We start from the raw sequence: 21,066 nt of genomic DNA, 5'->3' as shown, positions 1-21,066 counted from the left end.
CGACCGACGAACTAAGGGGAAACCTTAGCGTAGAATTGTACTCTGGTTCAGTTATTCCAAATAGCTGATTCCAGGGAACAATTCTGCGCTCAAAACGTCACTCCCTCTAAACTGAATGGAAAACCGTAACCCGTCAAGTCAAATTCCAAAGAAAAAAAGAAAGTTGGTGGAATTGTTGGAATGTAAGGATTACATTGTTCCATTGAATCCAGATGTGATCGTTAAGAAGCTGTCTAAAATCTCTTAAGTAATAGTGCTAAAAACGCTAAAACGACCATTTGCAAATTGGTGGTTAATTGACGCTCACAATTTTTCCAAAGTCGCCGACAATTCTCTAGCCAACTAAAAGATCGTTCGACTACCCAACGTTGGGGCATGACTTCGAATCGATGCAACTCATTGCGCTTCGCAACCTGCACGGTTGCGTTTAAATTACTGGCTACATCGAGCTGAAAATTAACGCCTGAATAACCACCATCAACTAAGACATTTTGAACCTGGCGTAAATGCATGGCATGTAAAGCGATCATTGCACTGGCCCCGTCTCGATCAGAGACGTTCGCTCGCGTCATGTGAATGGCCTGCGGAAAGCCATTGATATCAACTGCCAGATGGCGCTTAATCCCCGAGATTTTCTTACCAGCGTCGTAACCTTTGTTTTCAGCAGTAGCGGTGTTTTTGACGCTCTGAGCGTCAACGATAATAAAGGAAGTTAAAGCTGAACGTCCTTGGTAAGTTCGCCGAGCAATGACAATTTTTTTAAAACTTGTTCCAATAAAGAATCAGCCGTAGGCTCAGCTTTAGTTGACCAAATTTTGTAATAGTTGTAAACTGACCGCCATTCTGGGAAATCACCGGGGACTTGACGCCATTGGCAACCGGTTTTCAAGACATATAGGACCGCACAGAAGACCTCGTAGAGGTCATATTTTCGAGGCTTAGTTCGCTTACGAAAATTTTCTAAAGCTGGTCGAATTAATTCAAATTGTTGCCGAGTAATATTGCTGGGATAATTTTTCATAGCTTAAACTCGCTTTTTACATAGAAGTATATCAAAAATCATAGATCTTGGACAGCTTCTAAGAAGACAATCTATCGGAGTTCTGCAAGAATTACTGAGCGACAAAGGAACCAAGTGAAGAGAGTTTTGCGTAGTCAAGGGTATCAGGGAAGAATTAGTAGTATTCGATACACTCGGGTAAATTACAAGTATTCCTTTAAAGTATCAGTGAAGTATCGGGGAAGTGTTGGAAAATTTTTGGTTAATACAAAGAATGAGACAGTTGAATTTAAGGGAACGGTCTAGGAGTAATACCAGTAAATTTCACAAACTTCCTTTCCCCAATTAAAGCCAATCTGCGACCTATACCACTTCTTTTTTGGACAAGTTCACAATCAAAAAATAACGGAATGTGGAAGTACCGCGGTGAATGTGGGTTACTTGGGATAAGCCACATTATGTAAAGTAAGAATCGGTATAGCTAATTGTATTATCAACCATAGCATGTTAAGCAATGAGATGATGGTAAGTGTTATTGGGTTTGCTTGTTATCTACTACTGTTAGTAACTTAATGGAAACGTTCTTCTTTCTATTCTTATTGACATTATATTAAATAGATGTTAGTCTACATTAAGTGATTTCTTTAAAGTTGGTTTTTATTCTTCCTTCTTTGAAGATTGGACGCTCCTTCAAGCAGGGCGTCCTTTTTTATTACAAATATTTCATCATCATTGCTTTTTTGCTACATATAAGATATAATTGTACCTGCATAGATGAATCCATGATTCTTCCCTTCCGCTGACCTGTTGAAGGGTTTTTTTGTGCACTATTTTAGTGATTATGACTTTTTCGTGAATTTTTTAAAGTTTTCTTTTGGCATAGTTGGTAACGTATGCTATAATTGCCGTTAGCAAGAATGATTGTGGACATTTACATAATGTTTTTGCTAAAAAGAAATTATTAGGAGGTTTTCATCTATGCGTTCATCATTCGCAAAGTCTATTTATGTAGGCGCTGCAGTGTTAGGTTTAGCTGGTCTTTCAGCTGTTACTACCACTACTGCAAGTGCTAAGAGCTATGCAACTGCCGGTGCTTACACCGCTCTTGCAGACAAGAGTCAAAATGTTACTGTAACTGGTACTAATGCCATTTACTCAAAGCCAGGTACTGTTAAGGGTGCCAAGGTCGTTGCTTCTAAGAAGACAGTTGCTAAGTTAGCTGCTTCTAAGAAGTCTAGCGACACTTTCTACGCATACGGTACTAAGACTACTAACCGTGGTTCCGTATACTACAAGATCGTTACTATGGACAAGAAGTACCGTGGTTACGTTTACACAGGTAAGACTGCTGGCACATTTACTGCCGGGATCAAAGCTGCTGAAACTACGACTGCTGCTACTACTCCAGCACGTACTACCGGTTACTACTTGAAGGATGTTTCAAAGCATACTCTTTGGACTGCTCCTAAGAATACTGATATCCATGCCAAGAAGGTTCGTCTTTACGGTGTTGCCAAGACTGATCCATTCACAGTTGATAAGGCCGCAACTAAGACTAAGGAAGGTTCTTTGTACTATCACGTAACTGATAGTAAGGATTCTTCAATCTCTGGCTGGATCTACGCTGGCAAAGGTTACGACACTACTATCACTGATAACACTAAGCAAGACTTAGGTGGTTTGTCATTGAATATTGCAGCCGCAACTGCCAACCCTGACAACAGTGTCAACGTGGTTTATCGTGATGGGGCCAAGACTGTGTCAACTATGACTTGGGTTAACTCACCTGTAGCTAACGCAAATCCTACTAAGGCTGGGGACTCTGTTGACGGTTTTAAGGACGTTTCCAGTAATACGCTTTCCCAATTCGTTACTAACAATGTACCAGCAAACTACAAAGCATCTAACATTGCTACTGCTACTGCTGGCGTGAAGTTCGGTAACACTATTTATGTTGACGTGACTGCAGCAGCCACTTCTAAAGTTTCCTTTGTTGTTGATAATTTGGCACTAGACGCCACTAGCGGTAAAGAAGTCACACAAAATCAAGCAGACGCTGTTGCTGGTAAGCTTACTGCAGGTACTAGTTTAACTTCCAAGGACATTACGGCTACTTTAAGTCCAGTAGCTAAGGATGAACTGAGTGGAGTTAAGGGTACTCAATTCTCTCCAGATCAATTGAACAAGATCGTTGCTGGTATCACATTGGGTAATGGTACTAAGACGTACTATGCATCTAATGGTGACGCATATCACTATACTTTTGCTATCACGACCAAGGTTGCTAAAGATGGCGCAAAGTCAAACACTTTTGCCACTGATAACCGCTTAGCATTCCCTGGTGACACCTTGAAGGCTAGCGTTACTGCTACCTTGACACACGGTGCTGCTTCAACCGCTGCTTCAGACAACAGCTGGATTGCTTAATCAGTTTAAATAGTTGTTTAAAAGGTAAACCCAAATGGGTTTACCTTTTTTGTACATAAGTATCAAGTTTAAAAGTGTTTTCCCTGCATATTAATTGGTTCCGACAATGTTGGCTTAGCCTTCTTACGTGGCATATTTTCCTTATGCCGCTTATATAGCAAGTAGAAACATGCGCCGGAAATTATCAGTAACGCTGGCCATGATGTAACAATCTTCCAGACATCAATCAGCAATACGATGCCTATGATCCACCATATCCACTGTGTGAAGAACTTGTATCCTGCCCATATAACTATGAGTGTTAGCAGTAAAAGCATTGTGAGCGCCTCCTGTAACAGATAACTTCGATAATTAGTAGTTCATGCGCGTGATTTCGGGAGCTGACGTTAAATAATCATTAATGTGATCTAAGAAATTTTGAAAGTGAGGAGTTTCATTGTGGGATTCGACCGCTGTTTGATCCTTCCAATGTTCAATTATTTCGTAATCGTTGTCATTGATCAATGATTTAAAGTGGCCGTAGAATTCATTGCCAGTTTCCTTTGAAGAGCAGACAACCAATTCGTGTACAAATGCCTCATACTGTGACTTCATTTCGGGTTTAACATGCAAAGCAACGTTAATAATTTTCATAGAATTACCTCCTGATTAGTATAATCATACCGCTAATATCGAGTGCCATTGGTATTTATTTAAACAAAATCCAGATCCATTAGGGATTCTTCCAAGTTATCAATGGTTTCATTGCGTTCCATATAATCAAACCAGCCATCATAAGATTTTCGCTGACGGGGCTTCATGGCTGAACTCAATTTGGCTTGGATATTGCTAATGAATTTGATGACAGCACTGCTGGTCTCATTTTTAATGCGCAGACTATTCCACTTTTTATTGGTGGGGCGGTCTGCGTTTTGTTCGTTTAGGAACGCAGCATATTTATCCCGAAAATTGTCGACAATCTGGCTATGTGCTTCCAAGTATTCTTCTAATTCAAACGTTGTCATAATAGCAACCTCCATATTTAAGTTGTGAATCAACTGATTACACAGGACTCGGACCCATGACCAACCACCCGGCTAATCAAACGTATGTTCTTTTTGAATGCTAAGAGAAGTCCCCATGTAGGGGACTTATGAAAATACAACGCCTAATACTTTGACGCCAGTCTCTTTATTAACTTTGATATTAGGATATTGTGGGTTGAGTGATACCAGCGTAGCTTCACCATCAACTACTGACAGCTTTTTCAGATACGCACAACCGTCCATAACCGCGGCAATGATCTGACCATCACGGTAATCGTCTTCCTTCTTGACGAAGACAACTTGCTTGTCCTGATAGACAGGTTCCATTGAGTGGCCGTTTATCTGGAAGGCATAGTCATAATTGCTGGGGACAGGCTTATGTACAGTTACAGTGAATGGCTTAGTAGAATCATCAAGGAACTCACCAACACCAGCAGAGAGGACACCGTTGGCGGTAATTTCGAGGGTATCATCGTCTTTAGGAAACTTGATGACGTTAGATTTACTAGAAGATGACAACTTTTCCTTTGCGAATGAATAAACATCTTTTTGCTGGTCAACAGATAGCTTAGAAACGACTTTCAAAATCATATCAGCATAATCATCATCGGCACCGTACATTAATGTTTTTATATCAACATTAAATAAATCAGACAGTCGTTCCAAATCATCGACCATGGGGCTTCTACTTCCTGATATCCAACGTGAAATGGCGGAAGTAGTTTTTCCAAGTTTGCTTCCTAATTCAGCCATGGTCATGTTGTTTTGCTTTCTGTAGTAATCAATCATTTGAGGAAGAACTACTTTAGCCATGTTTACCATTCCTTTCATAATTTTTTATTACTACTTTAGTTTACCATTTTTTGACAAATAGGCAATATATTTTTGACAAATCGGCAATTTTTTTATTGACAAATTGGCAACAAGATATATACTAGATATTGTAATAAGGAAGGAGGCAATGCGATGGGAAAGACATATAAGCCATTAGACGAAAAGCTTGTATCTACTGGTTTGAGAATGAATTATATTGCCAATAAAATGGGAATTGACATTTCTTATCTATATAAGCTGAGAGTTAATCCATCCAATATATCAGCAATACAGCTTGACAAAATGGCAAATGCTACGGGCATAGACTTTTTAGTCTTATTGTCTGTAGTAAAAAAATTTAATCGTGAAGTTGACAAATTGGCAAGTTGACTAGAAAGGAATGAACCACATGAACGAATTAGTAATTATGAAAGACAAGCAAGCAGTTACTAGCAGCTTGCAGGTAGCAGAAACATTTAGCAAGCAGCACAAGCATGTTCTTGAATCAATTGACAAACTGGCGGCCGAAAATCCGGCCACGAAATCCATGTTTGCCACAGGTGCTTATGAGAATCGTGGTAAGCAATATCCAATGTATTACATGAACCGCGACGGATTTACCTTGTTAGCAATGGGCTTCACAGGAGACAAGGCACTGCAATTCAAACTTCAATACATTAAGGCGTTCAACGAGATGGAACAGCAAGCTAAATCCAAACAGCAACTACCATTGCCGAAAGATTACCCAAGTGCATTACGAGCCTTGGCTGATTCGATGGAAGAGAATCAGAAGCTTAAGCCGGCTGCGGATTACACTCAAAAGATCCTTGCTAATCCAGGATTAGAAACAATCTCGGTAATCGCTAAGAACTACGGCTACTCACCGTGTGAGTTTAACAAGCTGCTGAATGGATTAGGCATTCAATACAAGCAAGGTAAAACATGGCTGTTGTATGCCAAGTATCAGGATCAAGGCTACACACACGTTGAGCCTTACGGATACACCAACAGTGATGGTATTGACAAGGTACGCAACACAATGAAGTGGACGCAGAAAGGGCAACGTTTCCTTTATGACTTTCTCGAATCAAAGGGAATTATGCCTAAAGTTGAGCAGACAGCATAAGAAAGGAATGGTTATATGTACGAAGTTTACCTGCTAGTTGGCTTCCTAACCTTCTGGCTAACGGTAATCGTGCTGATTGCCTCAGCTGGTTATCAACTACGGAAGTCAGTGGTACGTGCCGGCGGATGGGCACCATTTTGGAAAGACTTCTTTGGAATGGAGGATCAACATGAAAATTAATGTTGGTGACAAGGTCAGTTACGAAGATACGTATGCCTCAGGTATCAAGATGGTGTCTGCTGGTGTTGGCAAAGTAGTAGAACTCAAGCCAGACGTTTACGGAAAGTCGAATAAGCAAATTGCTGTCATTATGCAACGTGGCCATGAGCCATTTGAAATGTTCACTAACGGATTGGAGGTCGTCGATCGATGAAACTATGGCATGAAAAAAGAGCCCTGACCTGGACGTCAGAACTCGAAGAGATGAAACGTTTGTCAAAACTATTCTATGACAATTCTACTCAGAAAGTGGGGCATTGGCAATGGCTTTAGCACCAGACGCAGCAACGTTTGATTTTGTCCGGTATATGAATCGGCTGGAATCGCAGCCTGAGACGGGACTCATGGTCAAAGATACCAATGGCGACCCCATGATTTCTGGTGAAACTTATTGGGAAGCAGAAGGCCGATATGTGCCAACCGATGAAGATTCAATGCACGACTTTTTAGATGCTGAGGGTGAGGATTATGGAACCCAGATTGATTGGGACTATGACCATCTGGCAACCATCTTGGAAGATTTTAAAAGTGCGGAGGTGATCTCATGGACGTAGTCAAGGTACACACAAGCAGCCGTTTTCAGCCTAAAGCAGTGGTCGTTAGTAACTTAGCTGAATTAGATGACATTAAATCCGATCTATTCAAAGAAGTTCAACTGTTGGCCGAGAATGATCGACTTAGCAATGATGAGATTGATCGGCTATACAGCATCAGCGACGAGCTTGTTGCCTGGTCACCCAATTTGGAGGAGGAATAAGCATGAATCTATACGAACTTGATGGCAATCTATTGAATGTCGTTGAATTGGCCAGCAGTGCCAAACCAGAAGATCAGCAGTTGTTCGATGACACAATTGAGAGCTTGCAAGATAGCATCGCTGACAAAGCAATTGACTACGGAAAAGTTATTAAGCAGCTGGTAGCTGACAAAAAGCAACTGACAGACAAAATTAAACACGACCAAGAAAGAAATCGTGCGCTGTCCAACAATATTAGTCGGTTGAAATTGGCACTACAGCACGCGATGGAAACAGCAGGCAAAAACAAAATCAAAGATATTGACCTGTCTATTTGGATTCAAAATAACCCCGTTAGCGTTGCTGTGACGAACGATAAAATTATTCCTGATGAATTTACCGAGGTAGAAAAGAAACTGGATAAAACGGCTATTAAACAGGCGCTAAATGATGGTGAAGAGGTTCCTGGAACCAAGCTGGTACAGACACGGTCAATTCGAATTAAGTAGGAGGAAGTTATGGAAAAAAGCGAATCAATTAAAAACTTGGCCACCAGCATGGCACAATTCCGCAAGAATTTACTCAAAGCACAGCCAAGTAAAGATGGGAAAAGCCACTATGGGAATTATGTGACTTTGGAAGACTTAACCGCTGCAGTAGATAGGGCGCTGCCAGAGTCATTAGGTTATACGCAGGAAGCGACCAGCGATCCTAATGGTGTATCTATTACGACTATGGTTTTTGATGCTAGTGGCGAGTACATCATTTACAATCCGCTTTGCATGCCAGTACAGCGTAAAGACGCGCAGGCATTCGGATCTGCTGAAACTTATGCACGACGATATAGTTTATCAGCAGCATTCGGCGTATCCGCTTCTAAAGATGACGATGGACAACAAGCAACTAAAGCGGCTCCTAACAACCGTACGGAACAACAGCCAGCTCATAGGAATAACGGGACACAACAAAGCAATCGTCAACCCCTGTATGTAACTAAACAGCAGGCCACAACACTTAATGGATTGTTTGAGGCAATGAGTAAGGCAGCAAGTTCCCCAATTGAAGCCGTTAGAAACGGTTATCTGGAAAAATTAAACGTTAGCCAGGTCAAAGATTTGACGCATGATGGTGCTAACCAACTGATCAGACTAGTGACTGTTCAATTAAAAAAGCAAAGTGAAAAGGGGAATTCTAATGATTAATAACGTAACACTGACAGGTAGGCTTGGAAAAGATGTGGAATTAAAATACACCGAAAGTGGTTTAGCTGTTGCTTCGGGAACTTTGGCAGTTAGTAGACGGTTCCAAACAAAAAATGGCGAACGTGAGGTTGATTGGATTAATTTCGTCATCTGGAGAAAAGCTGCAGAGGCCTTCGCTAACTTCACCCACAAAGGGTCACTAGTTGGACTAGAAGGCCGTATTCAAACACGCAACTATGAAAACCAGCAAGGCCAACGCGTATACGTCACAGAAGTTATTGTTGAAAACTTCTCGTTCTTGGAATCAAAAAACTCTACTGTCAACGGCAGTTATCAAAATAATCGACCACAAAATAATACGAGTGATCCGTTTGCTAACAACGCTGGCAATGTTGACATTCAGGATGATCAGTTACCGTTCTGATTTGAGGTGATTAAATGCAGCGGTCACGATCAAAATACTTTGAACGGAATGGAAAGTCATACTTGTTAGTTGAGCTTGATCATCAGCCTAATTTAGACCATATCGAGACCGTTAGCGGTTCACGTGACCAACTTTACCTGGATTGGGAAATAGCCGACACACGCAAAGCTAGGCCACAACAACGACGCCTATTCTTTGCCCTGCTAAATGATATTGCTGATTACTTCGTGGTGCCACAAGACTTCCTGAAAGCAATGTTTTATGGCCAATATCGTGAGTATACCAACGGTAATGAGATTAGCCTGTCAGACACGACAGAATCGTCTGTGAGCGACGCTAACGTGTTACTCGACCTAGTTATCGACTTTATGTTTACGTGGCGTGTACCGTTCAAACAAGGCTATGAATTGCTACCGAGAGAGCAAGAGTATTACCAATATCAGTGTTGCCGCCATCGTCGGTGCATGGTGTGTGGCCGTGAACATTCGGATATTAACCACGTTGATACAGTTGGATCTGGCCGTGATCGGAATCATCTTGACCATACGCAACTACGAGTTAACTGTTTGTGCCGAGAGCACCATACAGAATGGCACAAAATCGGGCCGACAGCGTTTGGCGAGAAGTATCACATTCCAGTTGCCGGGATTAAGTTGGACGAAGAGACGTTGAGAAAGATTGGAGTTATAGGAATTTATGGAAGTGACAATAACGCGAGTCAAAAAGTATAACGCAGCTTGGAATAACGTTGTCTCCGTAGACGGTGTACCGGTGGCCATCGCTAAATCAGCACATCGAGCTGGTCAGATTGCAGCATATATTCAAGGCTTGCCAGCTGAGGTTAATGACTTGTGGTTAAAACGTGAGCTTAACAAGCTACAAAAGTGATTTGGAGGAATTGTTATGGGAAAACCAGAAAAGCCCAATTATTACGCTATCATTCCTGCAAGCGTTAGATATGATAATAACCTTCCGAGCAAAGCTTCTTTGCTTTATGGAGAGATTACGGCTTTGTGCAATCAAAAGGGTTACTGCTGGGCAAGTGATAGCTACTTCGCCAATTTGTATGGAGTAGGGAAGTCAACTGTTCAAACTTGGCTCAAAGCTTTAGAAGACGATGGACATATTTCACGAGACGTTATTTATAAAGAGGGTACACGTGAAATTGAGCATAGGTATATCAGAATTTCGGTGGAGGGTATACCGAAAAATCAGGGTACCCCTATACCGAAAAATCAGAGAGATAATATTACAAGTATTAATACTACAGTTAATACTACAAGTAATAAAAAGAATAGTGCAGCTGTCGCTGCACCTTCCTCAATTGAGTCTGACTTTGAGGAAATCTGGTCAGCTTATCCCAACAAAAAGGGAAAGAAGCAAGCTTTTAACCATTACAAAGCTTGGCGTAAAAAGTCAGCAAAGCATTCCAACGATTATCTTTTCAACCAGTTAAAACTGTACAAGCAATATATTGCTCAAAATAAAGATTGGTATCGCCCTATGGATGGATCAACATGGTTTAATGGCCGGTTTGATGATGAGTATCAAGTATCGACTGAACCAAAACATGAGGGCCGCGAGTATTGGACGGGAGGTTAACATGGAGCACGTTACTTTTGACCATGAATATATTCAACGACTAGCCAATGCCCACCATGTTGACCTGAACCACTTGCCAACTAAAGAAGAATTAGATCATAAGACGGCCGAACAAGCAGCTCAACAATTGAAACGGGACAAAATGGCCCGGTACTATAGCTACTCGGTTTGGTCCGGAAACATACCGCTCAAATTCTCGTTTGGCAACTGGGATATTGCTAAGCAGGACAATCCACACTTAGCTAAGTCATTAGGCAAGAAGGCATTCGTGTTGGCTAAGCAATTAGAAAACCAAAACTTTAACGTGGCTATGATGGGTGATCGTGGCGTTGGCAAAACATCTTTAGCACTAGCGATGTTGGACCACCTGATGATCCATGGACATAGTGGCATGTTTGTATCAACTACTGAGCTGCTAAGAATGGTCAATGACAAATATGAGGACACTTCAATTCGGCCCAAACTGATCAACATAACACGTTCGATGATTGAGGTTGATGTATTGATATTAGATGATTTTGGCACGGAAGGCGGTATGACCGGCAACGTTAAACCGGTTCATAAGGATCTGCAAGACATCATGTATCGAGTGTCTAACGCTAGAGTTGATTTTAATCACAACACCGCTAAAGGTATCACCATCATTACGACCAACAACACCAAAGGACAGCTAAAACAGATGTATGAAGGCAAGTTCATTGATCGTGTATATCCAGACAGCCCGGAACAGCAATTGATTTTTGATGGTATGAAAGGAGTGCGTAATGTATGAGCGAATGCCCATTGTGTCATGGAACTGGCGTTGTTTACCACTGTACGGCAAGCACCGTAACAGCTATCCCATGCCCAAATTGCAATGAAGCTTTGAAAGAACGTCGTAAACGTGAATTTGAAGAACTAAGGAACGAAGCAAAACGACTATTGAGAAAGGGGTAGAGATTATGTCATCAAACAAGAAAATGGCGGCCACAATCAGGGCTGCTTACGCCAATTATGGCGACGATCCAGATGATTGGCCGAAGGATGTTAAAAAGAAGATCCGTGGACAAACTGAGGAACAGCACACCGCTGAAAATAAGATCCTACGTCACCTGATTTTACACGGATACACCAACAAATATATTGCGCAAGAACGGTCCAAGACACCGCATTATCTACAGAAATTACGTAGCAGAATGAAAAATCGTGACGAATTGGATTACCAAGCCACGCCAGATGAATTAGCACAGCTAAAATACAACCTCGATCACATGGATTGGCCTAGCAACCCAAGAATTGCTAGCGCTATGGGACGCGACAAAGATTGGGTGCGCTGCATGCGAGTGAAGCTACGGGAGGTATAGTTATGGCAAAATTAGGACGCGACGAATTATATACAATAGCGAGATGGCGACGATGATTAAGTTTAAGGATTCGGATTGTTATCCAATAAAGTTTGACCTGTTTAGACTAATTGCAATATCTGACAAGTTAACTTTTCCGATGGTTTGGCATGAAAAATATTGCTTGAAGAAAGTTATTCAGATTGACAAAGACAGCATATTTATACTTGGACGAGAATTAGCGGAGGCAGACAATGTTTAATTACAATTACAGCAATGAAGTTGAATGGATTCAAGTTCCAGATATTGATGGTGGATTAGTTTGGATCAATTTAGCAACCGTGGAAAGAATCTACCAGACTAGTGATGGTTCGACATTTGAATGTGCTGACACGGTTACTAGAACAACTGTCCCATTTGAAAAAATTTCAGACCTGTTGGGCGGAGGCAGACGATGACAGAAATTAGACCAGACTATTACCGCGGTAGTGATGGCAAAGATTTATTTGACCGATTTGAGGCTGGACTTTTGTCCCGTGAGGAAACTATCGGCTTTTACAAGGCCAATGCCATCAAGTATCTAACTCGCGAAGCGGATAAAAATGGTGAAGAGGACTTAGATAAGGCCTTGACTTACATTGGTCGGCTAAAACGGTTTAAGTATCCGAAGAATGTTGATACAACTACTGATGAGACGCGCGGAAATTATAAGTTTGATAATGATCGTTACCGAAAACATCAGGAATTTGTTACTCAGGAATGGCTGGACGGGTATCAAGTGGAGGCACAGCATGACACACGAACAGATTGAGTATCGCGATTATATTATGCAAGGCATGGCAAGCTATGGTGGCGATGTGGCACAGGCACTAGTGTGGTGCGGCAATCACTTTAACAATCTTAGCAACAGCAAACGCAACATGATTAACAGGTTGTCGGCGAAGGAACGCAACCAGGTTATTCATGAGCTGACAATGGCGGTGTATTGATAGGAATAGCTGAGTTTCAATCCATATTAAGCGATCACAGCGTGCCTAAGGAAGTTTACATTGCTTTGGGTATGCTGAGCAATGTGGAGATTACTAACGTGCTACACGGCCATTTTAGGAGGAATGATTAGTGAAACGATCGACGATTAGAACAGTTGAGGACATCTTACGGGATTATCCTAAGATTGATAAGTACATTGAACAGCGTGAACAGGAGTTACGTTATCCGGTAACACCTGTTGATGAGAATGTTGGCGGTGGTCGGGCGCAGAACAGATTCAACGACAGCACAGAACGATTAATTATCACGCTAGATGAGGACAAGCGGATTAATGCACTGAAGAAGCAACGCCAAGTTATCGATGACTGTTTAGATGAAGTGGGTCCCGATACGCAAGCAATTATTGACGAGCAATATTTTCGGAAATATCCGCGCTATACCTTAACAGGAATGGTCGAAAATAACATGCTGAGCGTTGGTAAGTCACGAGCATATAAACTGAAAAATTTGTTTATAAAGAAGTGTGCTAAAGGATTAGGATTATACGATTTATGAAAAGTGGAAAAAACCGAGAAAATTGAACCCTAGTTTGGGTGTAAATTGGTACCATAAGCGATTGATGAAATGGGCGTGCATAGCTCAACGGAAGAGCAAAGAAGATACGGGTTCGACTCCCGCTGCACGTGTTGCAATTAAGTTAGGTCCCGTAATGTATAAAGGCTAGTACGCACAACTTATAATTGTGAAATGTTTTGGGTTCGATTCCCACCGGGACCATTGGTCAGCAACCGCGGTATTGCGCAATCCCAAAATGCGAGTTCTATACGCTAAGCTAAAAGCGTAAGTCGACGGGTGGTTGAAACGTGGCTGAATAAATTCCCCACTAATGGGGACTGCCCACGTCAGGAGGCTCATTACCGCGTGTGGTTCGATTCCACACCAATCACATATACGGTCGTCTCAAACGAGGCGGCCTTTTAATTTGGAGGAATTGTAATGAGAAACTATCAACGGAACAACTTAATATTCGGCCTGCTGATGGTGCTACTCATTATTGTGTTGGAGGTGTGGATACATGCGACACACTGAGTATGGCTATGTTAGTCCAGAAGAGAATCGTTGCTATCGTGACTTAGAACGTTGGTTGGCTGACAAGAAGAAACGTGAGCGTCGTGCTAAGAAGCATGGCGCTTTTAGTTTGGATGAAAATAAGGAGGAACCATCATGGATTTTGGAGAAGCAATTAAAGCATTAAAATCAGGCGAGCAGTTAAAGCGTAAGGGTTGGAACGGTAAGGGTATTTTCATTGCCTTAATGCCAGGGAACTCCTTTGAGGACTGTGGCGGGCATAAGTGCATGACACACGACTACATCTACATTGATACCACCGGATTGAAAACCACAAATGATTCAGCACCATTGGATCGTGTGCCATGGTTAGCCAGTCAAACGGATATGCTGGCTGATGATTGGGAAGCTGTTGGTGGTGATCATGCCAAGAGTAAGACGCTGTAGACAGCCAGGATGTCATGCCATGGTTAACTTTCCTGATCATTATTGCCAACAGCATTACGAGCATGAAGCAGAGTACCTAGCAAGTCGAGAGCGTTGGGCACGTAGCCACGATAAGCATTACACGCACAAGTACAACACGGTCACACGTAATCGCGATGACACTAAGCGCCAGCAATACAACTTCTATCGTACAAGACAATGGTCACATCTAAGACAACAAGTCCTAGAGCGTGACCATTACTTGTGTGCGTATTGTCGTTTGCAGGGAATCATCACGGCTGCTAAAACAGTTGATCATATTGTGCCAATTGAGTACGACCAAGCACTCAAAGCAAACGTTGATAACCTTGCTGTCATCTGTGGTAAGTGTCACCGACTCAAGACGGATTGGGAAAAAGGCTACTATGGCACAGGACAGGGCAATGAGCTAAGACAAGTTGCTGAGATTACCGATGTGAGCGCTATCAATGTATTGATGAATAAGGAGTGATTAACAATGGATTTGAAACAAGAATACATGCGAAAAAAGTATGATGCAATTCCAAGCTATGAAGAAGTTAAGCTTGCTATGAATAGTGAACTAACGGATGAACAGATTAAAACTGCTGGACTAATTATTAAGCAAGCGGTGTTTTACAACTTATGTGCTGCACACATTGATTTGATTAAATTTACACCAAACCAAGCTAATTCCATGCTCAGACTGCTTAAAGCCAAAGGGTATTCGGACTGTAAAATTATGGTGAACGGTAACACACCTGATTATCTGGCTGTCCAGTTAAACACGTCTAATTTGCGTTCTAAGGAATAATACAACAATCAGGTGTAATGTATCGAAAGCTAAATAAAAATCACCCCCGCCCCCTATTAACGGTCGAGAAGAGCGCACACAATACCTTAATCTTGTGACACAAACGTTTTTTGAAATATTTTAGGTAGGGGGGGTCACCCAATAATGAAAGGAGGCAGAGAAAATGAAAAAAGCGGATAAAGACGTCAACAATGGTCAATTAACGCGCACACCGCCAGCTTACTTAGGCCGGCAAGCTAAGGTCGTTTGGCGTCGATTAGTACCTTTTTTAGAGGATAACACCCCAGTTAAACGCATTGATAGCGGACTTGTGGAACAATATGCTTCTCAATATGAGATTTACCGCAATGCGTATAAGCACATTCAAAAGAACGGTGAAGTCCAAGCAATCTATAAGACGTTGCAAGACCAGACTGGTAAAAAAATCGGTCAGGACTTTACAGGTTATAAGCGTAATCCTATGACACAAATTTACGATTCAGCGGTTAAAAATCTGACTAAACTAGGCGCTGAATTGGGACTATCTCCTAAGTCACGTAGTGATTTGCTTAAACTTAACTTAGACGATCATAAAGACGAGCGAAGCATTAGTGACCGCATGAAAGAGTTTCTAGGATGATAAAAAAGACTACTTCTCGAAGGAGGTGATTAATTTGCGCATTGATTTAACCCAAACCCATGATGTTATTGGAGCTTATCAAGCGTTAGATTGTTCAGAAGTTCGCCAGCAATACACTGATCCAGGCACAAAATATGCTTTTGAAGTCCTGGATGAGAAGGTAATTACTGGTTATTTGATTAAGTTAGCGGCTTTTCGCCATATTAGAGACTTGCAACGACAAGGTAGCGTTGAATTTCCATTTGCTTACTCGGTAAAACGAGTGGATCAAGTACTTAAATTTGCTTCCATCTGTCCGAACGTTGATACAGGCGAACCAACTAAGCTTATGCCGTGGCAGGAATTCATTATGGCTATGCTAATTGGCTGGCGTAATGATGACGGCGGCAAGCGTTTTTCACGGGCTATTGTTTCAGTTGCGCGAGGTTGAATGGTCAAGGTAAGACGTACTTGATGGCAATTATCACCGCCTATAGCTATTTAATTGAGTCATTGGACTTGTCTAATCAAGATTACTTAGTATCGTCTATTAACTACAAGCAGACGAGTAAGATTCTGGGGTACATTAAGTCGATGTTAGCCAAGATTGCAACCATTGAGCCGTTTAAAACGCTAATGTATGATAGTGGATTAGATACACGGACGCTGTCCTCACAGGCCGATCAAGTCACGATGAGCAAGACTAATAACAAGCTACGGGCGATTAGCCATGAGGCCGGTCAGTACGACTCGTTTCATTTCACAACTGCAATTTTTGATGAAATTGGTGAAATTAAGACACGGCAGAAGATTTCTAAAATCGTTTCAGGCCAAGTTAAGGTGCGTAATAAGCAATTTGTTCAGATTTCAACAGCTTATCCCGATCCAACCGTGCCATTCCATGATGATGAACGCATGATTCAGCAAGCGATGGAACAGGACTACTTGCGTGATGCTGATACTTACTTAGGCCTGATTTGGGCCCAAGACAGCTTAGACGAGACGTTTAAGCCGGAAACCTGGGTAAAAAGTAATCCTTTGCTTGATTTACCAAGCCAATATGAAGTTTTAATGAACGGGCTGACAGATAAGCGTGATTCTGACGCGTTGTCAGGCACAATTAATGATTTTCAAAACAAAAACCTTAACCTTTGGCTAGAGCAATCAGTGGACAGCTTTCTCAAGCTGCCTGACGTTGAAAAAGCCATTGTGCCATCGTTTAGTTTCGATGATCGCCAAGTCTACATTGGCTTTGACTACTCAATGTTTAGTGATAATACGGCTTTGGCATTTGTGTTTCCTTATCAAGATGCTAAGGGCAAACCGCGATGGTTTATTTACCAGCATAGTTTTATCCCGTGGCAAAAGGCTGGATCGATTGAAGCCAAAGAAAAACAAGATGGCATCAACTATCGTGATTTGGCTCAAAAGGGTTTCTGTACGATCAGCAGCCACCCACAAGGACTGATTAATGACGAACAAGTCTATCAGTGGCTGCTTAACTTCGTGGATCGTCACCGGTTAGAGGTGGTCTTTTTTGGTTATGATGCCTGGGGCGCCACACCAGCTATCAAACAGCTAGAGCTTAATTCTGGTTGGCCGTTAGAAGCTATTCGTCAACGAACCAGTGAATTGAAAGACCCAACCAAGTTTTTACAAAAGATGTTTGTCGAAGGGTCAGTTGACCGGCTTGATGATCGAATTATGGAAAAGGCGCTACTGAATGCTGAGATTTATGAAGACAAGATCGGCATTCAGGTTGATAAGGCTAAAGCCACGCTAAAAATTGATGTGGTTGATGCGCTGATTGATGCCTTGTACCAAGCCATGTATCACTTTGAAGACTTTTCAGATGTGAACAATCCTGATAAGCAAGTGGAACGTATGAATGAAAAACAAGTTCTTGAATGGTTTAACAATCCAGATTCGGGGCTGCTAGGAGATGATACTGATGATATTTAAACGCTTTTTTGCCATGATTTGGCACTATTTCGACTTTTTATGCTTCGTAAGTGCCCTAATTGTGGCAGACTACGGGGCCTTTTTATTTGGCAAGCCTTGGGGTGTCATGGCAGTAGCGGTGACACTTTTTGTAATTGGCTGGCTGTCAGAAGTGATTAACACGTCCCAGAGTGAAGGAGGTGATTAAAAATGCCAGTTTTTAAGCCACCTGAGATTAAGAACCAAGTGCAAAGTGTGCCCGTTGAAGATAGCGACATTGTTAATTTCTTAAACCCCAATGGTCAACGTGATTATGTCAGTGCAACAGACGCGTTAAAAAATTCCGACATTTATTCGGTAGTCAGTCAATTATCCGGTGATCTGGCGACGGTACAGCTTAGTGCCAATATGCCACGAGCGCAAGGTATTTTGAACAATCCCAGCAGCACAGCCAGTGGTCATGCGTTCTGGCAATCAATGTTTGCCCAGCTACTACTAGGCGGTGAATGTTTTGCTTACCGATGGCGCAATCGCAACGGTTTAGATATGCGTTGGGAATACTTGCGGCCCAGCCAAGTTGAAACGTACTTGTTGGAAGACGGAAGTGGCCTAACTTATACCGTGACGTTTGACGAAACACAATTAGGTGTACGGCAATACGTACCACAGGGCGACATGATTCATATTCGGTTAACTGGTATTAACGGCGGTCAAACAGGTATTAGCCCCTTAGAAGCACTAACTAGTGAGCTACAGATTAAGGACGCTTCCAATGACTTAACCTTAGCTGCTTTAGCACGTTCGATAAGCGCGCCTGGTGTGCTATCTATTCAGCATGGCGGCCTGTTGAGTGAAAAAATGAAAGCTAGTCGATCGCGTAACTTTATGAGGCAGGTCAATAAGTCAAATGGCGGACCAGTTGTAATTGATGAGCTGGAAGAATATAAGCCACTCGAGATGAAAGCTGATGTAACTAAGCTGTTAAGCCAGACTGACTGGACAAGCCGCCAGATTGCTAAAGTGTTTGGTATTCCGGATAGCTATTTAAACGGCCAAGGTGATCAGCAAAGCAGCATTGACCAGATCAAAGGCATGTACGCCAATGCGCTCAACCGTTATATGCAATGTATTGTATCTGAGTTGGACAGCAAGCTGAACGCGACTATCACTGCCAATTTACGGCCGGCAATTGATCCATTAGGCGATGCCTTTGCCACGACACTATCTGGATTGGCTAAGGACGGCACAATTGCTAATAATCAAGCGACATGGGTACTGCAACAATTGGGATACTTCCCTGCAGATATGCCAGAAGCTATTCACCCAGTGGAAGGAGGTGGAAATAACGAAGAAGGTAATGATTAAAGGTAACGTAGTTGATGATGAGACAGCCGGTTTCTATCAATTCTTTGGTATGCCAGCTGTATCACCAGCCGGCGTGTCGGATGTGCTAGATAGCGCGGGTCCTAATGACGATGTAGAAGTTGACATTGCGTCTAACGGAGGCGACGTGTTCGCTGCTAGCGAGATCTACACGATGCTAAAAAATTATCAAGGGAACGTCACGGTTAATGTCCAAGGATTAGCTGCTAGTGCTGCTAGTGTGATTGCGATGGCTGGCGACAAAGTCTCCATCTCACCCACAGCACAAATTATGATTCATAAGGCATGGTCAGGCGTCCAAGGCAACGCGGATGACTTATCGCATGAGTCGAATGTGCTAGACAGCATTGATCAGTCTATTGTTGCAGCGTATGTTGCTAAGACTGGCATGGACGCTGATGATGTGTTGCAATTAATGGCTAATGAAACCTGGATGACAGCACAAGACGCGGTTGATAAAGGCTTTGCTGACGAGATTATGTTTGTCGATGACAAGCAACCTCAATTCACTAATTCAATTTCAGAGATTCCTTCTAAGGCAGCAATCAACAAATTTATGAATCTGATTTCTAAATCGCAACCCAAACCTACACAACAACCTACACAACCTAAAGAAAGCCAACCTGCTAATGCACTAATGCAAAGCAAGTTGGCTATTTTGATGGGTAAAAATAAAGAGGAGGCCAACTAATGGCTACGAATATTAATGACTTAAACGATGCCTGGATTGCCCAAGGGCAAAAGGTATCGGATCTGAATGACAAGCTTAATGCTGCCGTTTTAGATGATAAATTTAACCAAGAAGAATTCAAAAACATGACTGCAGAACGGGATAATGCGGTTTCCCGTCGTGACGCTTTACACACACAACTGGAAGAAGAACGTAAGGCACAAGAGATTGCTAATATGGCTGATAATGATAAGAAACCATTAAACGATCAAGAAGTCAAAATTGAAGATGAGTTCATTAAGAACTTCCAAGGCATGATTAAGGGTGATCCCAAGGTTATGAACTTGATCACATCTTCTACTGATGAATCGGGTAACGCAATCGGTCTGACGATCCCTCAAGATATTCAAACTGCGATTAATACGTTAGTTCGTCAATACGATTCTTTGCAACAATACGTTAAGCGAGAAGCTGTTTCAACACCGACCGGGTCACGGGTTTGGGAAAAGTGGACAGACGTTACTCCGTTGGCTGACTTAGATGATGAAACGGCTAAAATCGGTGACAATGATGATCCACACTTGACACTGATCAAGTACGCTATTCATCGTTACGCCGGAATTAGCACGGTGACGAACTCCTTATTAAAGGACACAGCGGACAACATCATGGCTTGGCTATCACAATGGATTGCCAAGAAGGTTGTAGTTACTCGCAACGCTAAGATCATTGAAGTAATGAACAAGGCGCCAAAGAAGCCGACCTTAGCTAAGTTTGATGACATCATTACGATGATCAACACGGCCGTTGATCCAGCTATCAAGTCTACTTCAGTCTTAATGACGAACACGTCCGGGTTTAACGTGCTGTCAGAAGTTAAGGACGCAATGGGCCGTTACTTATTGCAGCCAGACCCAACACAACCCGATCGTTATTTAATTCGTGGAAAGCAAATTGTCGAAGTGGCCGACAAGTGGTTGCCAAACACTGGTACGGCTTCTGCACCAGCTTACCCACTGTATTACGGTGATCTATCACAAGCTGTGACGTTGTTTGACCGCGAAAACATGTCCTTGCTGACGACAAACATCGGTGGTGGAGCCTTTGAAACCGATCAAACTAAGATTCGTGTGATTGATCGGTTTGATGTGGAACCAACGGATACCGAAGCTTTTGTTGCTGGTTCATTTGCGGCGATTGCTGACCAACCAGCGAACTTTGCAGCAGGTTCTACAACCACACCTGGTAAGTAATAATTAGTA

General features: G+C 42.3%; 32 protein-coding genes, 1 tRNA gene and 1 pseudogene. 30 read left to right on the top strand and 4 right to left on the bottom strand.

Going from position 1 to position 21,066, the window contains the following annotated elements:
* Positions 1-233 precede the first annotated feature (233 nt).
* Positions 234-1,021, bottom strand: a protein-coding gene (locus tag ACKTSF_RS12215) for an IS5 family transposase (protein WP_407889814.1) whose coding sequence is annotated in 2 segments (ribosomal slippage) — positions 234-763 and positions 763-1,021 — 789 coding nt in all. Because the reading frame shifts where the segments join, the coding sequence is not laid out codon by codon here.
* Between the two features lie 957 nt (positions 1,022-1,978).
* On the opposite strand from ACKTSF_RS12215, the gene ACKTSF_RS12210 reads away from it, so the two are divergent.
* On the top strand, positions 1,979-3,427 hold the full coding sequence (locus ACKTSF_RS12210) for an S-layer protein (RefSeq protein WP_407889812.1): 1,449 nt from the start codon (positions 1,979-1,981) through the stop codon (positions 3,425-3,427).
* Positions 3,428-3,778: 351 nt separating this feature from the next.
* On the opposite strand, the gene ACKTSF_RS12205 is transcribed toward ACKTSF_RS12210, so the two are convergent.
* The 3 genes from ACKTSF_RS12205 to ACKTSF_RS12195 form a co-directional block, all read right to left on the bottom strand.
* On the bottom strand, positions 3,779-4,060 hold the full coding sequence (locus tag ACKTSF_RS12205; RefSeq protein WP_407889810.1) for a putative quinol monooxygenase: 282 nt from the start codon (positions 4,058-4,060) through the stop codon (positions 3,779-3,781).
* Positions 4,061-4,119: 59 nt separating this feature from the next.
* A complete protein-coding gene (locus tag ACKTSF_RS12200) occupies positions 4,120-4,431 on the bottom strand; it encodes a hypothetical protein (protein ID WP_407889808.1) in 312 nt (103 codons plus the stop codon).
* Between the two features lie 126 nt (positions 4,432-4,557).
* Positions 4,558-5,265, bottom strand: a complete 708-nt coding sequence (locus ACKTSF_RS12195; RefSeq protein ID WP_407889806.1) for a helix-turn-helix domain-containing protein — start codon at positions 5,263-5,265, stop codon at positions 4,558-4,560.
* Between the two features lie 153 nt (positions 5,266-5,418).
* Here ACKTSF_RS12195 and ACKTSF_RS12190 point away from each other — a divergent pair, with 153 nt between their 5' ends.
* From ACKTSF_RS12190 to ACKTSF_RS12050, 29 genes and pseudogenes are all read left to right on the top strand, one after another.
* Complete coding sequence (locus ACKTSF_RS12190; protein WP_258115716.1) at positions 5,419-5,655, top strand: helix-turn-helix domain-containing protein; 237 nt, start codon at positions 5,419-5,421, stop codon at positions 5,653-5,655.
* Positions 5,656-5,674: 19 nt separating this feature from the next.
* Complete coding sequence (locus ACKTSF_RS12185) at positions 5,675-6,391, top strand: Rha family transcriptional regulator (protein WP_407889804.1); 717 nt, start codon at positions 5,675-5,677, stop codon at positions 6,389-6,391.
* Positions 6,392-6,406: 15 nt separating this feature from the next.
* Positions 6,407-6,571, top strand: a complete 165-nt coding sequence (locus tag ACKTSF_RS12180) for a hypothetical protein (RefSeq protein WP_407889802.1) — start codon at positions 6,407-6,409, stop codon at positions 6,569-6,571.
* On the top strand, positions 6,561-6,764 hold the full coding sequence (locus ACKTSF_RS12175; RefSeq protein ID WP_407889800.1) for a hypothetical protein: 204 nt from the start codon (positions 6,561-6,563) through the stop codon (positions 6,762-6,764). Before ACKTSF_RS12180 ends, ACKTSF_RS12175 begins: the two co-directional genes overlap by 11 nt.
* Positions 6,765-6,873: 109 nt before the next feature.
* Positions 6,874-7,164, top strand: coding sequence for a hypothetical protein (locus ACKTSF_RS12170; RefSeq protein ID WP_407889798.1), 291 nt, complete (start codon positions 6,874-6,876; stop codon positions 7,162-7,164).
* Positions 7,155-7,367, top strand: a complete 213-nt coding sequence (locus tag ACKTSF_RS12165) for a hypothetical protein (protein WP_367296617.1) — start codon at positions 7,155-7,157, stop codon at positions 7,365-7,367. Before ACKTSF_RS12170 ends, ACKTSF_RS12165 begins: the two co-directional genes overlap by 10 nt.
* Before the next feature lie 2 nt (positions 7,368-7,369).
* Positions 7,370-7,855: a siphovirus Gp157 family protein gene (locus ACKTSF_RS12160; RefSeq protein WP_407889796.1), complete on the top strand. Its 486-nt coding sequence runs from the start codon at positions 7,370-7,372 to the stop codon at positions 7,853-7,855.
* 9 nt (positions 7,856-7,864) lie between these two features.
* Entirely contained in the window at positions 7,865-8,548 is a 684-nt protein-coding gene (locus ACKTSF_RS12155; protein WP_407889794.1) for an ERF family protein, read from the top strand.
* Positions 8,541-8,972 carry a single-stranded DNA-binding protein gene (gene ssb / locus ACKTSF_RS12150; protein ID WP_407889792.1) on the top strand — a complete coding sequence of 144 codons (432 nt, stop codon included), beginning with the start codon at positions 8,541-8,543 and terminating at the stop codon, positions 8,970-8,972. Before ACKTSF_RS12155 ends, ssb begins: the two co-directional genes overlap by 8 nt.
* Positions 8,973-8,986: 14 nt before the next feature.
* A complete protein-coding gene (locus tag ACKTSF_RS12145) occupies positions 8,987-9,703 on the top strand; it encodes a putative HNHc nuclease (protein ID WP_407889790.1) in 717 nt (238 codons plus the stop codon).
* The gene (locus ACKTSF_RS12140) at positions 9,669-9,860 is read left to right on the top strand and encodes a hypothetical protein (RefSeq protein ID WP_125766135.1); all 192 of its coding nucleotides are present in this window, start codon (positions 9,669-9,671) and stop codon (positions 9,858-9,860) included. Before ACKTSF_RS12145 ends, ACKTSF_RS12140 begins: the two co-directional genes overlap by 35 nt.
* A gap of 15 nt (positions 9,861-9,875) precedes the next feature.
* The gene (locus ACKTSF_RS12135; RefSeq protein WP_407889788.1) at positions 9,876-10,574 is read left to right on the top strand and encodes a helix-turn-helix domain-containing protein; all 699 of its coding nucleotides are present in this window, start codon (positions 9,876-9,878) and stop codon (positions 10,572-10,574) included.
* A gap of 1 nt (position 10,575) precedes the next feature.
* Complete coding sequence (locus ACKTSF_RS12130; RefSeq protein WP_407889786.1) at positions 10,576-11,346, top strand: ATP-binding protein; 771 nt, start codon at positions 10,576-10,578, stop codon at positions 11,344-11,346.
* Between the two features lie 169 nt (positions 11,347-11,515).
* Positions 11,516-11,917: a hypothetical protein gene (locus tag ACKTSF_RS12125; RefSeq protein ID WP_407889784.1), complete on the top strand. Its 402-nt coding sequence runs from the start codon at positions 11,516-11,518 to the stop codon at positions 11,915-11,917.
* Positions 11,918-12,150: 233 nt separating this feature from the next.
* Entirely contained in the window at positions 12,151-12,354 is a 204-nt protein-coding gene (locus ACKTSF_RS12120) for a hypothetical protein (RefSeq protein ID WP_407889782.1), read from the top strand.
* Positions 12,351-12,707 carry a DUF3310 domain-containing protein gene (locus ACKTSF_RS12115; protein ID WP_407889780.1) on the top strand — a complete coding sequence of 119 codons (357 nt, stop codon included), beginning with the start codon at positions 12,351-12,353 and terminating at the stop codon, positions 12,705-12,707. Before ACKTSF_RS12120 ends, ACKTSF_RS12115 begins: the two co-directional genes overlap by 4 nt.
* Positions 12,688-12,885, top strand: a complete 198-nt coding sequence (locus tag ACKTSF_RS12110) for a hypothetical protein (RefSeq protein ID WP_407889778.1) — start codon at positions 12,688-12,690, stop codon at positions 12,883-12,885. The genes ACKTSF_RS12115 and ACKTSF_RS12110 overlap by 20 nt, the downstream gene beginning before the upstream one ends.
* A 130-nt stretch (positions 12,886-13,015) precedes the next feature.
* Entirely contained in the window at positions 13,016-13,441 is a 426-nt protein-coding gene (locus ACKTSF_RS12105) for a DUF722 domain-containing protein (RefSeq protein ID WP_407889776.1), read from the top strand.
* Positions 13,442-13,514: 73 nt separating this feature from the next.
* Positions 13,515-13,572: transfer RNA gene (locus ACKTSF_RS12100), tRNA-Ser, on the top strand.
* A 389-nt stretch (positions 13,573-13,961) separates the two neighbouring features.
* Positions 13,962-14,141, top strand: coding sequence for a hypothetical protein (locus tag ACKTSF_RS12095; protein ID WP_407889774.1), 180 nt, complete (start codon positions 13,962-13,964; stop codon positions 14,139-14,141).
* Positions 14,111-14,401, top strand: a complete 291-nt coding sequence (locus ACKTSF_RS12090; protein WP_407889772.1) for a DUF2829 domain-containing protein — start codon at positions 14,111-14,113, stop codon at positions 14,399-14,401. The genes ACKTSF_RS12095 and ACKTSF_RS12090 overlap by 31 nt, the downstream gene beginning before the upstream one ends.
* Positions 14,379-14,891 carry an HNH endonuclease gene (locus ACKTSF_RS12085; protein WP_407889771.1) on the top strand — a complete coding sequence of 171 codons (513 nt, stop codon included), beginning with the start codon at positions 14,379-14,381 and terminating at the stop codon, positions 14,889-14,891. Before ACKTSF_RS12090 ends, ACKTSF_RS12085 begins: the two co-directional genes overlap by 23 nt.
* A 6-nt stretch (positions 14,892-14,897) precedes the next feature.
* On the top strand, positions 14,898-15,212 hold the full coding sequence (locus ACKTSF_RS12080) for a hypothetical protein (RefSeq protein ID WP_407889769.1): 315 nt from the start codon (positions 14,898-14,900) through the stop codon (positions 15,210-15,212).
* A 163-nt stretch (positions 15,213-15,375) separates the two neighbouring features.
* Positions 15,376-15,831 (top strand): phage terminase small subunit P27 family, encoded by a 456-nt coding sequence (locus ACKTSF_RS12075; protein WP_203561595.1) that lies wholly within the window; start codon positions 15,376-15,378, stop codon positions 15,829-15,831.
* Between the two features lie 34 nt (positions 15,832-15,865).
* A pseudogene (locus tag ACKTSF_RS12070) lies at positions 15,866-17,772 on the top strand (terminase large subunit).
* The gene (locus tag ACKTSF_RS12065; protein WP_407889767.1) at positions 17,762-17,959 is read left to right on the top strand and encodes a DUF1056 family protein; all 198 of its coding nucleotides are present in this window, start codon (positions 17,762-17,764) and stop codon (positions 17,957-17,959) included. Before ACKTSF_RS12070 ends, ACKTSF_RS12065 begins: the two are co-directional and overlap by 11 nt.
* 2 nt (positions 17,960-17,961) lie before the next feature.
* Positions 17,962-19,116 carry a phage portal protein gene (locus ACKTSF_RS12060; protein ID WP_407889765.1) on the top strand — a complete coding sequence of 385 codons (1,155 nt, stop codon included), beginning with the start codon at positions 17,962-17,964 and terminating at the stop codon, positions 19,114-19,116.
* Positions 19,094-19,825 (top strand): head maturation protease, ClpP-related, encoded by a 732-nt coding sequence (locus tag ACKTSF_RS12055; RefSeq protein ID WP_434056357.1) that lies wholly within the window; start codon positions 19,094-19,096, stop codon positions 19,823-19,825. Before ACKTSF_RS12060 ends, ACKTSF_RS12055 begins: the two co-directional genes overlap by 23 nt.
* Positions 19,825-21,057: a phage major capsid protein gene (locus tag ACKTSF_RS12050; protein ID WP_407889761.1), complete on the top strand. Its 1,233-nt coding sequence runs from the start codon at positions 19,825-19,827 to the stop codon at positions 21,055-21,057. The genes ACKTSF_RS12055 and ACKTSF_RS12050 overlap by 1 nt, the downstream gene beginning before the upstream one ends.
* Positions 21,058-21,066: the final 9 nt, after the last annotated feature.

This window comes from Levilactobacillus muriae, assembly GCF_045862015.1.
GTDB classification, from domain to species: domain Bacteria; phylum Bacillota; class Bacilli; order Lactobacillales; family Lactobacillaceae; genus Levilactobacillus; species Levilactobacillus muriae.
This window is presented reverse-complemented; position numbering and strand designations above follow the sequence as displayed.

Excerpts from the sequence above, each read along its gene's own strand:
- ACKTSF_RS12210 (WP_407889812.1), top strand. The coding sequence starts at position 1,979 with ATGCGTTCATCATTCGCAAAGTCTATTTATGTAGGCGCTGCAGTGTTA.
- ACKTSF_RS12205 (WP_407889810.1), bottom strand. The coding sequence starts at position 4,060 with ATGAAAATTATTAACGTTGCTTTGCATGTTAAACCCGAAATGAAGTCA.
- ACKTSF_RS12200 (WP_407889808.1), bottom strand. The coding sequence starts at position 4,431 with ATGACAACGTTTGAATTAGAAGAATACTTGGAAGCACATAGCCAGATT.
- ACKTSF_RS12195 (WP_407889806.1), bottom strand. The coding sequence starts at position 5,265 with ATGGCTAAAGTAGTTCTTCCTCAAATGATTGATTACTACAGAAAGCAA.
- ACKTSF_RS12190 (WP_258115716.1), top strand. The coding sequence starts at position 5,419 with ATGGGAAAGACATATAAGCCATTAGACGAAAAGCTTGTATCTACTGGT.
- ACKTSF_RS12185 (WP_407889804.1), top strand. The coding sequence starts at position 5,675 with ATGAACGAATTAGTAATTATGAAAGACAAGCAAGCAGTTACTAGCAGC.
- ACKTSF_RS12180 (WP_407889802.1), top strand. The coding sequence starts at position 6,407 with ATGTACGAAGTTTACCTGCTAGTTGGCTTCCTAACCTTCTGGCTAACG.
- ACKTSF_RS12175 (WP_407889800.1), top strand. The coding sequence starts at position 6,561 with ATGAAAATTAATGTTGGTGACAAGGTCAGTTACGAAGATACGTATGCC.
- ACKTSF_RS12170 (WP_407889798.1), top strand. The coding sequence starts at position 6,874 with ATGGCTTTAGCACCAGACGCAGCAACGTTTGATTTTGTCCGGTATATG.
- ACKTSF_RS12165 (WP_367296617.1), top strand. The coding sequence starts at position 7,155 with ATGGACGTAGTCAAGGTACACACAAGCAGCCGTTTTCAGCCTAAAGCA.
- ACKTSF_RS12160 (WP_407889796.1), top strand. The coding sequence starts at position 7,370 with ATGAATCTATACGAACTTGATGGCAATCTATTGAATGTCGTTGAATTG.
- ACKTSF_RS12155 (WP_407889794.1), top strand. The coding sequence starts at position 7,865 with ATGGAAAAAAGCGAATCAATTAAAAACTTGGCCACCAGCATGGCACAA.
- ssb (WP_407889792.1), top strand. The coding sequence starts at position 8,541 with ATGATTAATAACGTAACACTGACAGGTAGGCTTGGAAAAGATGTGGAA.
- ACKTSF_RS12145 (WP_407889790.1), top strand. The coding sequence starts at position 8,987 with ATGCAGCGGTCACGATCAAAATACTTTGAACGGAATGGAAAGTCATAC.
- ACKTSF_RS12140 (WP_125766135.1), top strand. The coding sequence starts at position 9,669 with ATGGAAGTGACAATAACGCGAGTCAAAAAGTATAACGCAGCTTGGAAT.
- ACKTSF_RS12135 (WP_407889788.1), top strand. The coding sequence starts at position 9,876 with ATGGGAAAACCAGAAAAGCCCAATTATTACGCTATCATTCCTGCAAGC.
- ACKTSF_RS12130 (WP_407889786.1), top strand. The coding sequence starts at position 10,576 with ATGGAGCACGTTACTTTTGACCATGAATATATTCAACGACTAGCCAAT.
- ACKTSF_RS12125 (WP_407889784.1), top strand. The coding sequence starts at position 11,516 with ATGTCATCAAACAAGAAAATGGCGGCCACAATCAGGGCTGCTTACGCC.
- ACKTSF_RS12120 (WP_407889782.1), top strand. The coding sequence starts at position 12,151 with ATGTTTAATTACAATTACAGCAATGAAGTTGAATGGATTCAAGTTCCA.
- ACKTSF_RS12115 (WP_407889780.1), top strand. The coding sequence starts at position 12,351 with ATGACAGAAATTAGACCAGACTATTACCGCGGTAGTGATGGCAAAGAT.
- ACKTSF_RS12110 (WP_407889778.1), top strand. The coding sequence starts at position 12,688 with ATGACACACGAACAGATTGAGTATCGCGATTATATTATGCAAGGCATG.
- ACKTSF_RS12095 (WP_407889774.1), top strand. The coding sequence starts at position 13,962 with ATGCGACACACTGAGTATGGCTATGTTAGTCCAGAAGAGAATCGTTGC.
- ACKTSF_RS12090 (WP_407889772.1), top strand. The coding sequence starts at position 14,111 with ATGGATTTTGGAGAAGCAATTAAAGCATTAAAATCAGGCGAGCAGTTA.
- ACKTSF_RS12085 (WP_407889771.1), top strand. The coding sequence starts at position 14,379 with ATGCCAAGAGTAAGACGCTGTAGACAGCCAGGATGTCATGCCATGGTT.
- ACKTSF_RS12080 (WP_407889769.1), top strand. The coding sequence starts at position 14,898 with ATGGATTTGAAACAAGAATACATGCGAAAAAAGTATGATGCAATTCCA.
- ACKTSF_RS12075 (WP_203561595.1), top strand. The coding sequence starts at position 15,376 with ATGAAAAAAGCGGATAAAGACGTCAACAATGGTCAATTAACGCGCACA.
- ACKTSF_RS12065 (WP_407889767.1), top strand. The coding sequence starts at position 17,762 with ATGATATTTAAACGCTTTTTTGCCATGATTTGGCACTATTTCGACTTT.
- ACKTSF_RS12060 (WP_407889765.1), top strand. The coding sequence starts at position 17,962 with ATGCCAGTTTTTAAGCCACCTGAGATTAAGAACCAAGTGCAAAGTGTG.
- ACKTSF_RS12050 (WP_407889761.1), top strand. The coding sequence starts at position 19,825 with ATGGCTACGAATATTAATGACTTAAACGATGCCTGGATTGCCCAAGGG.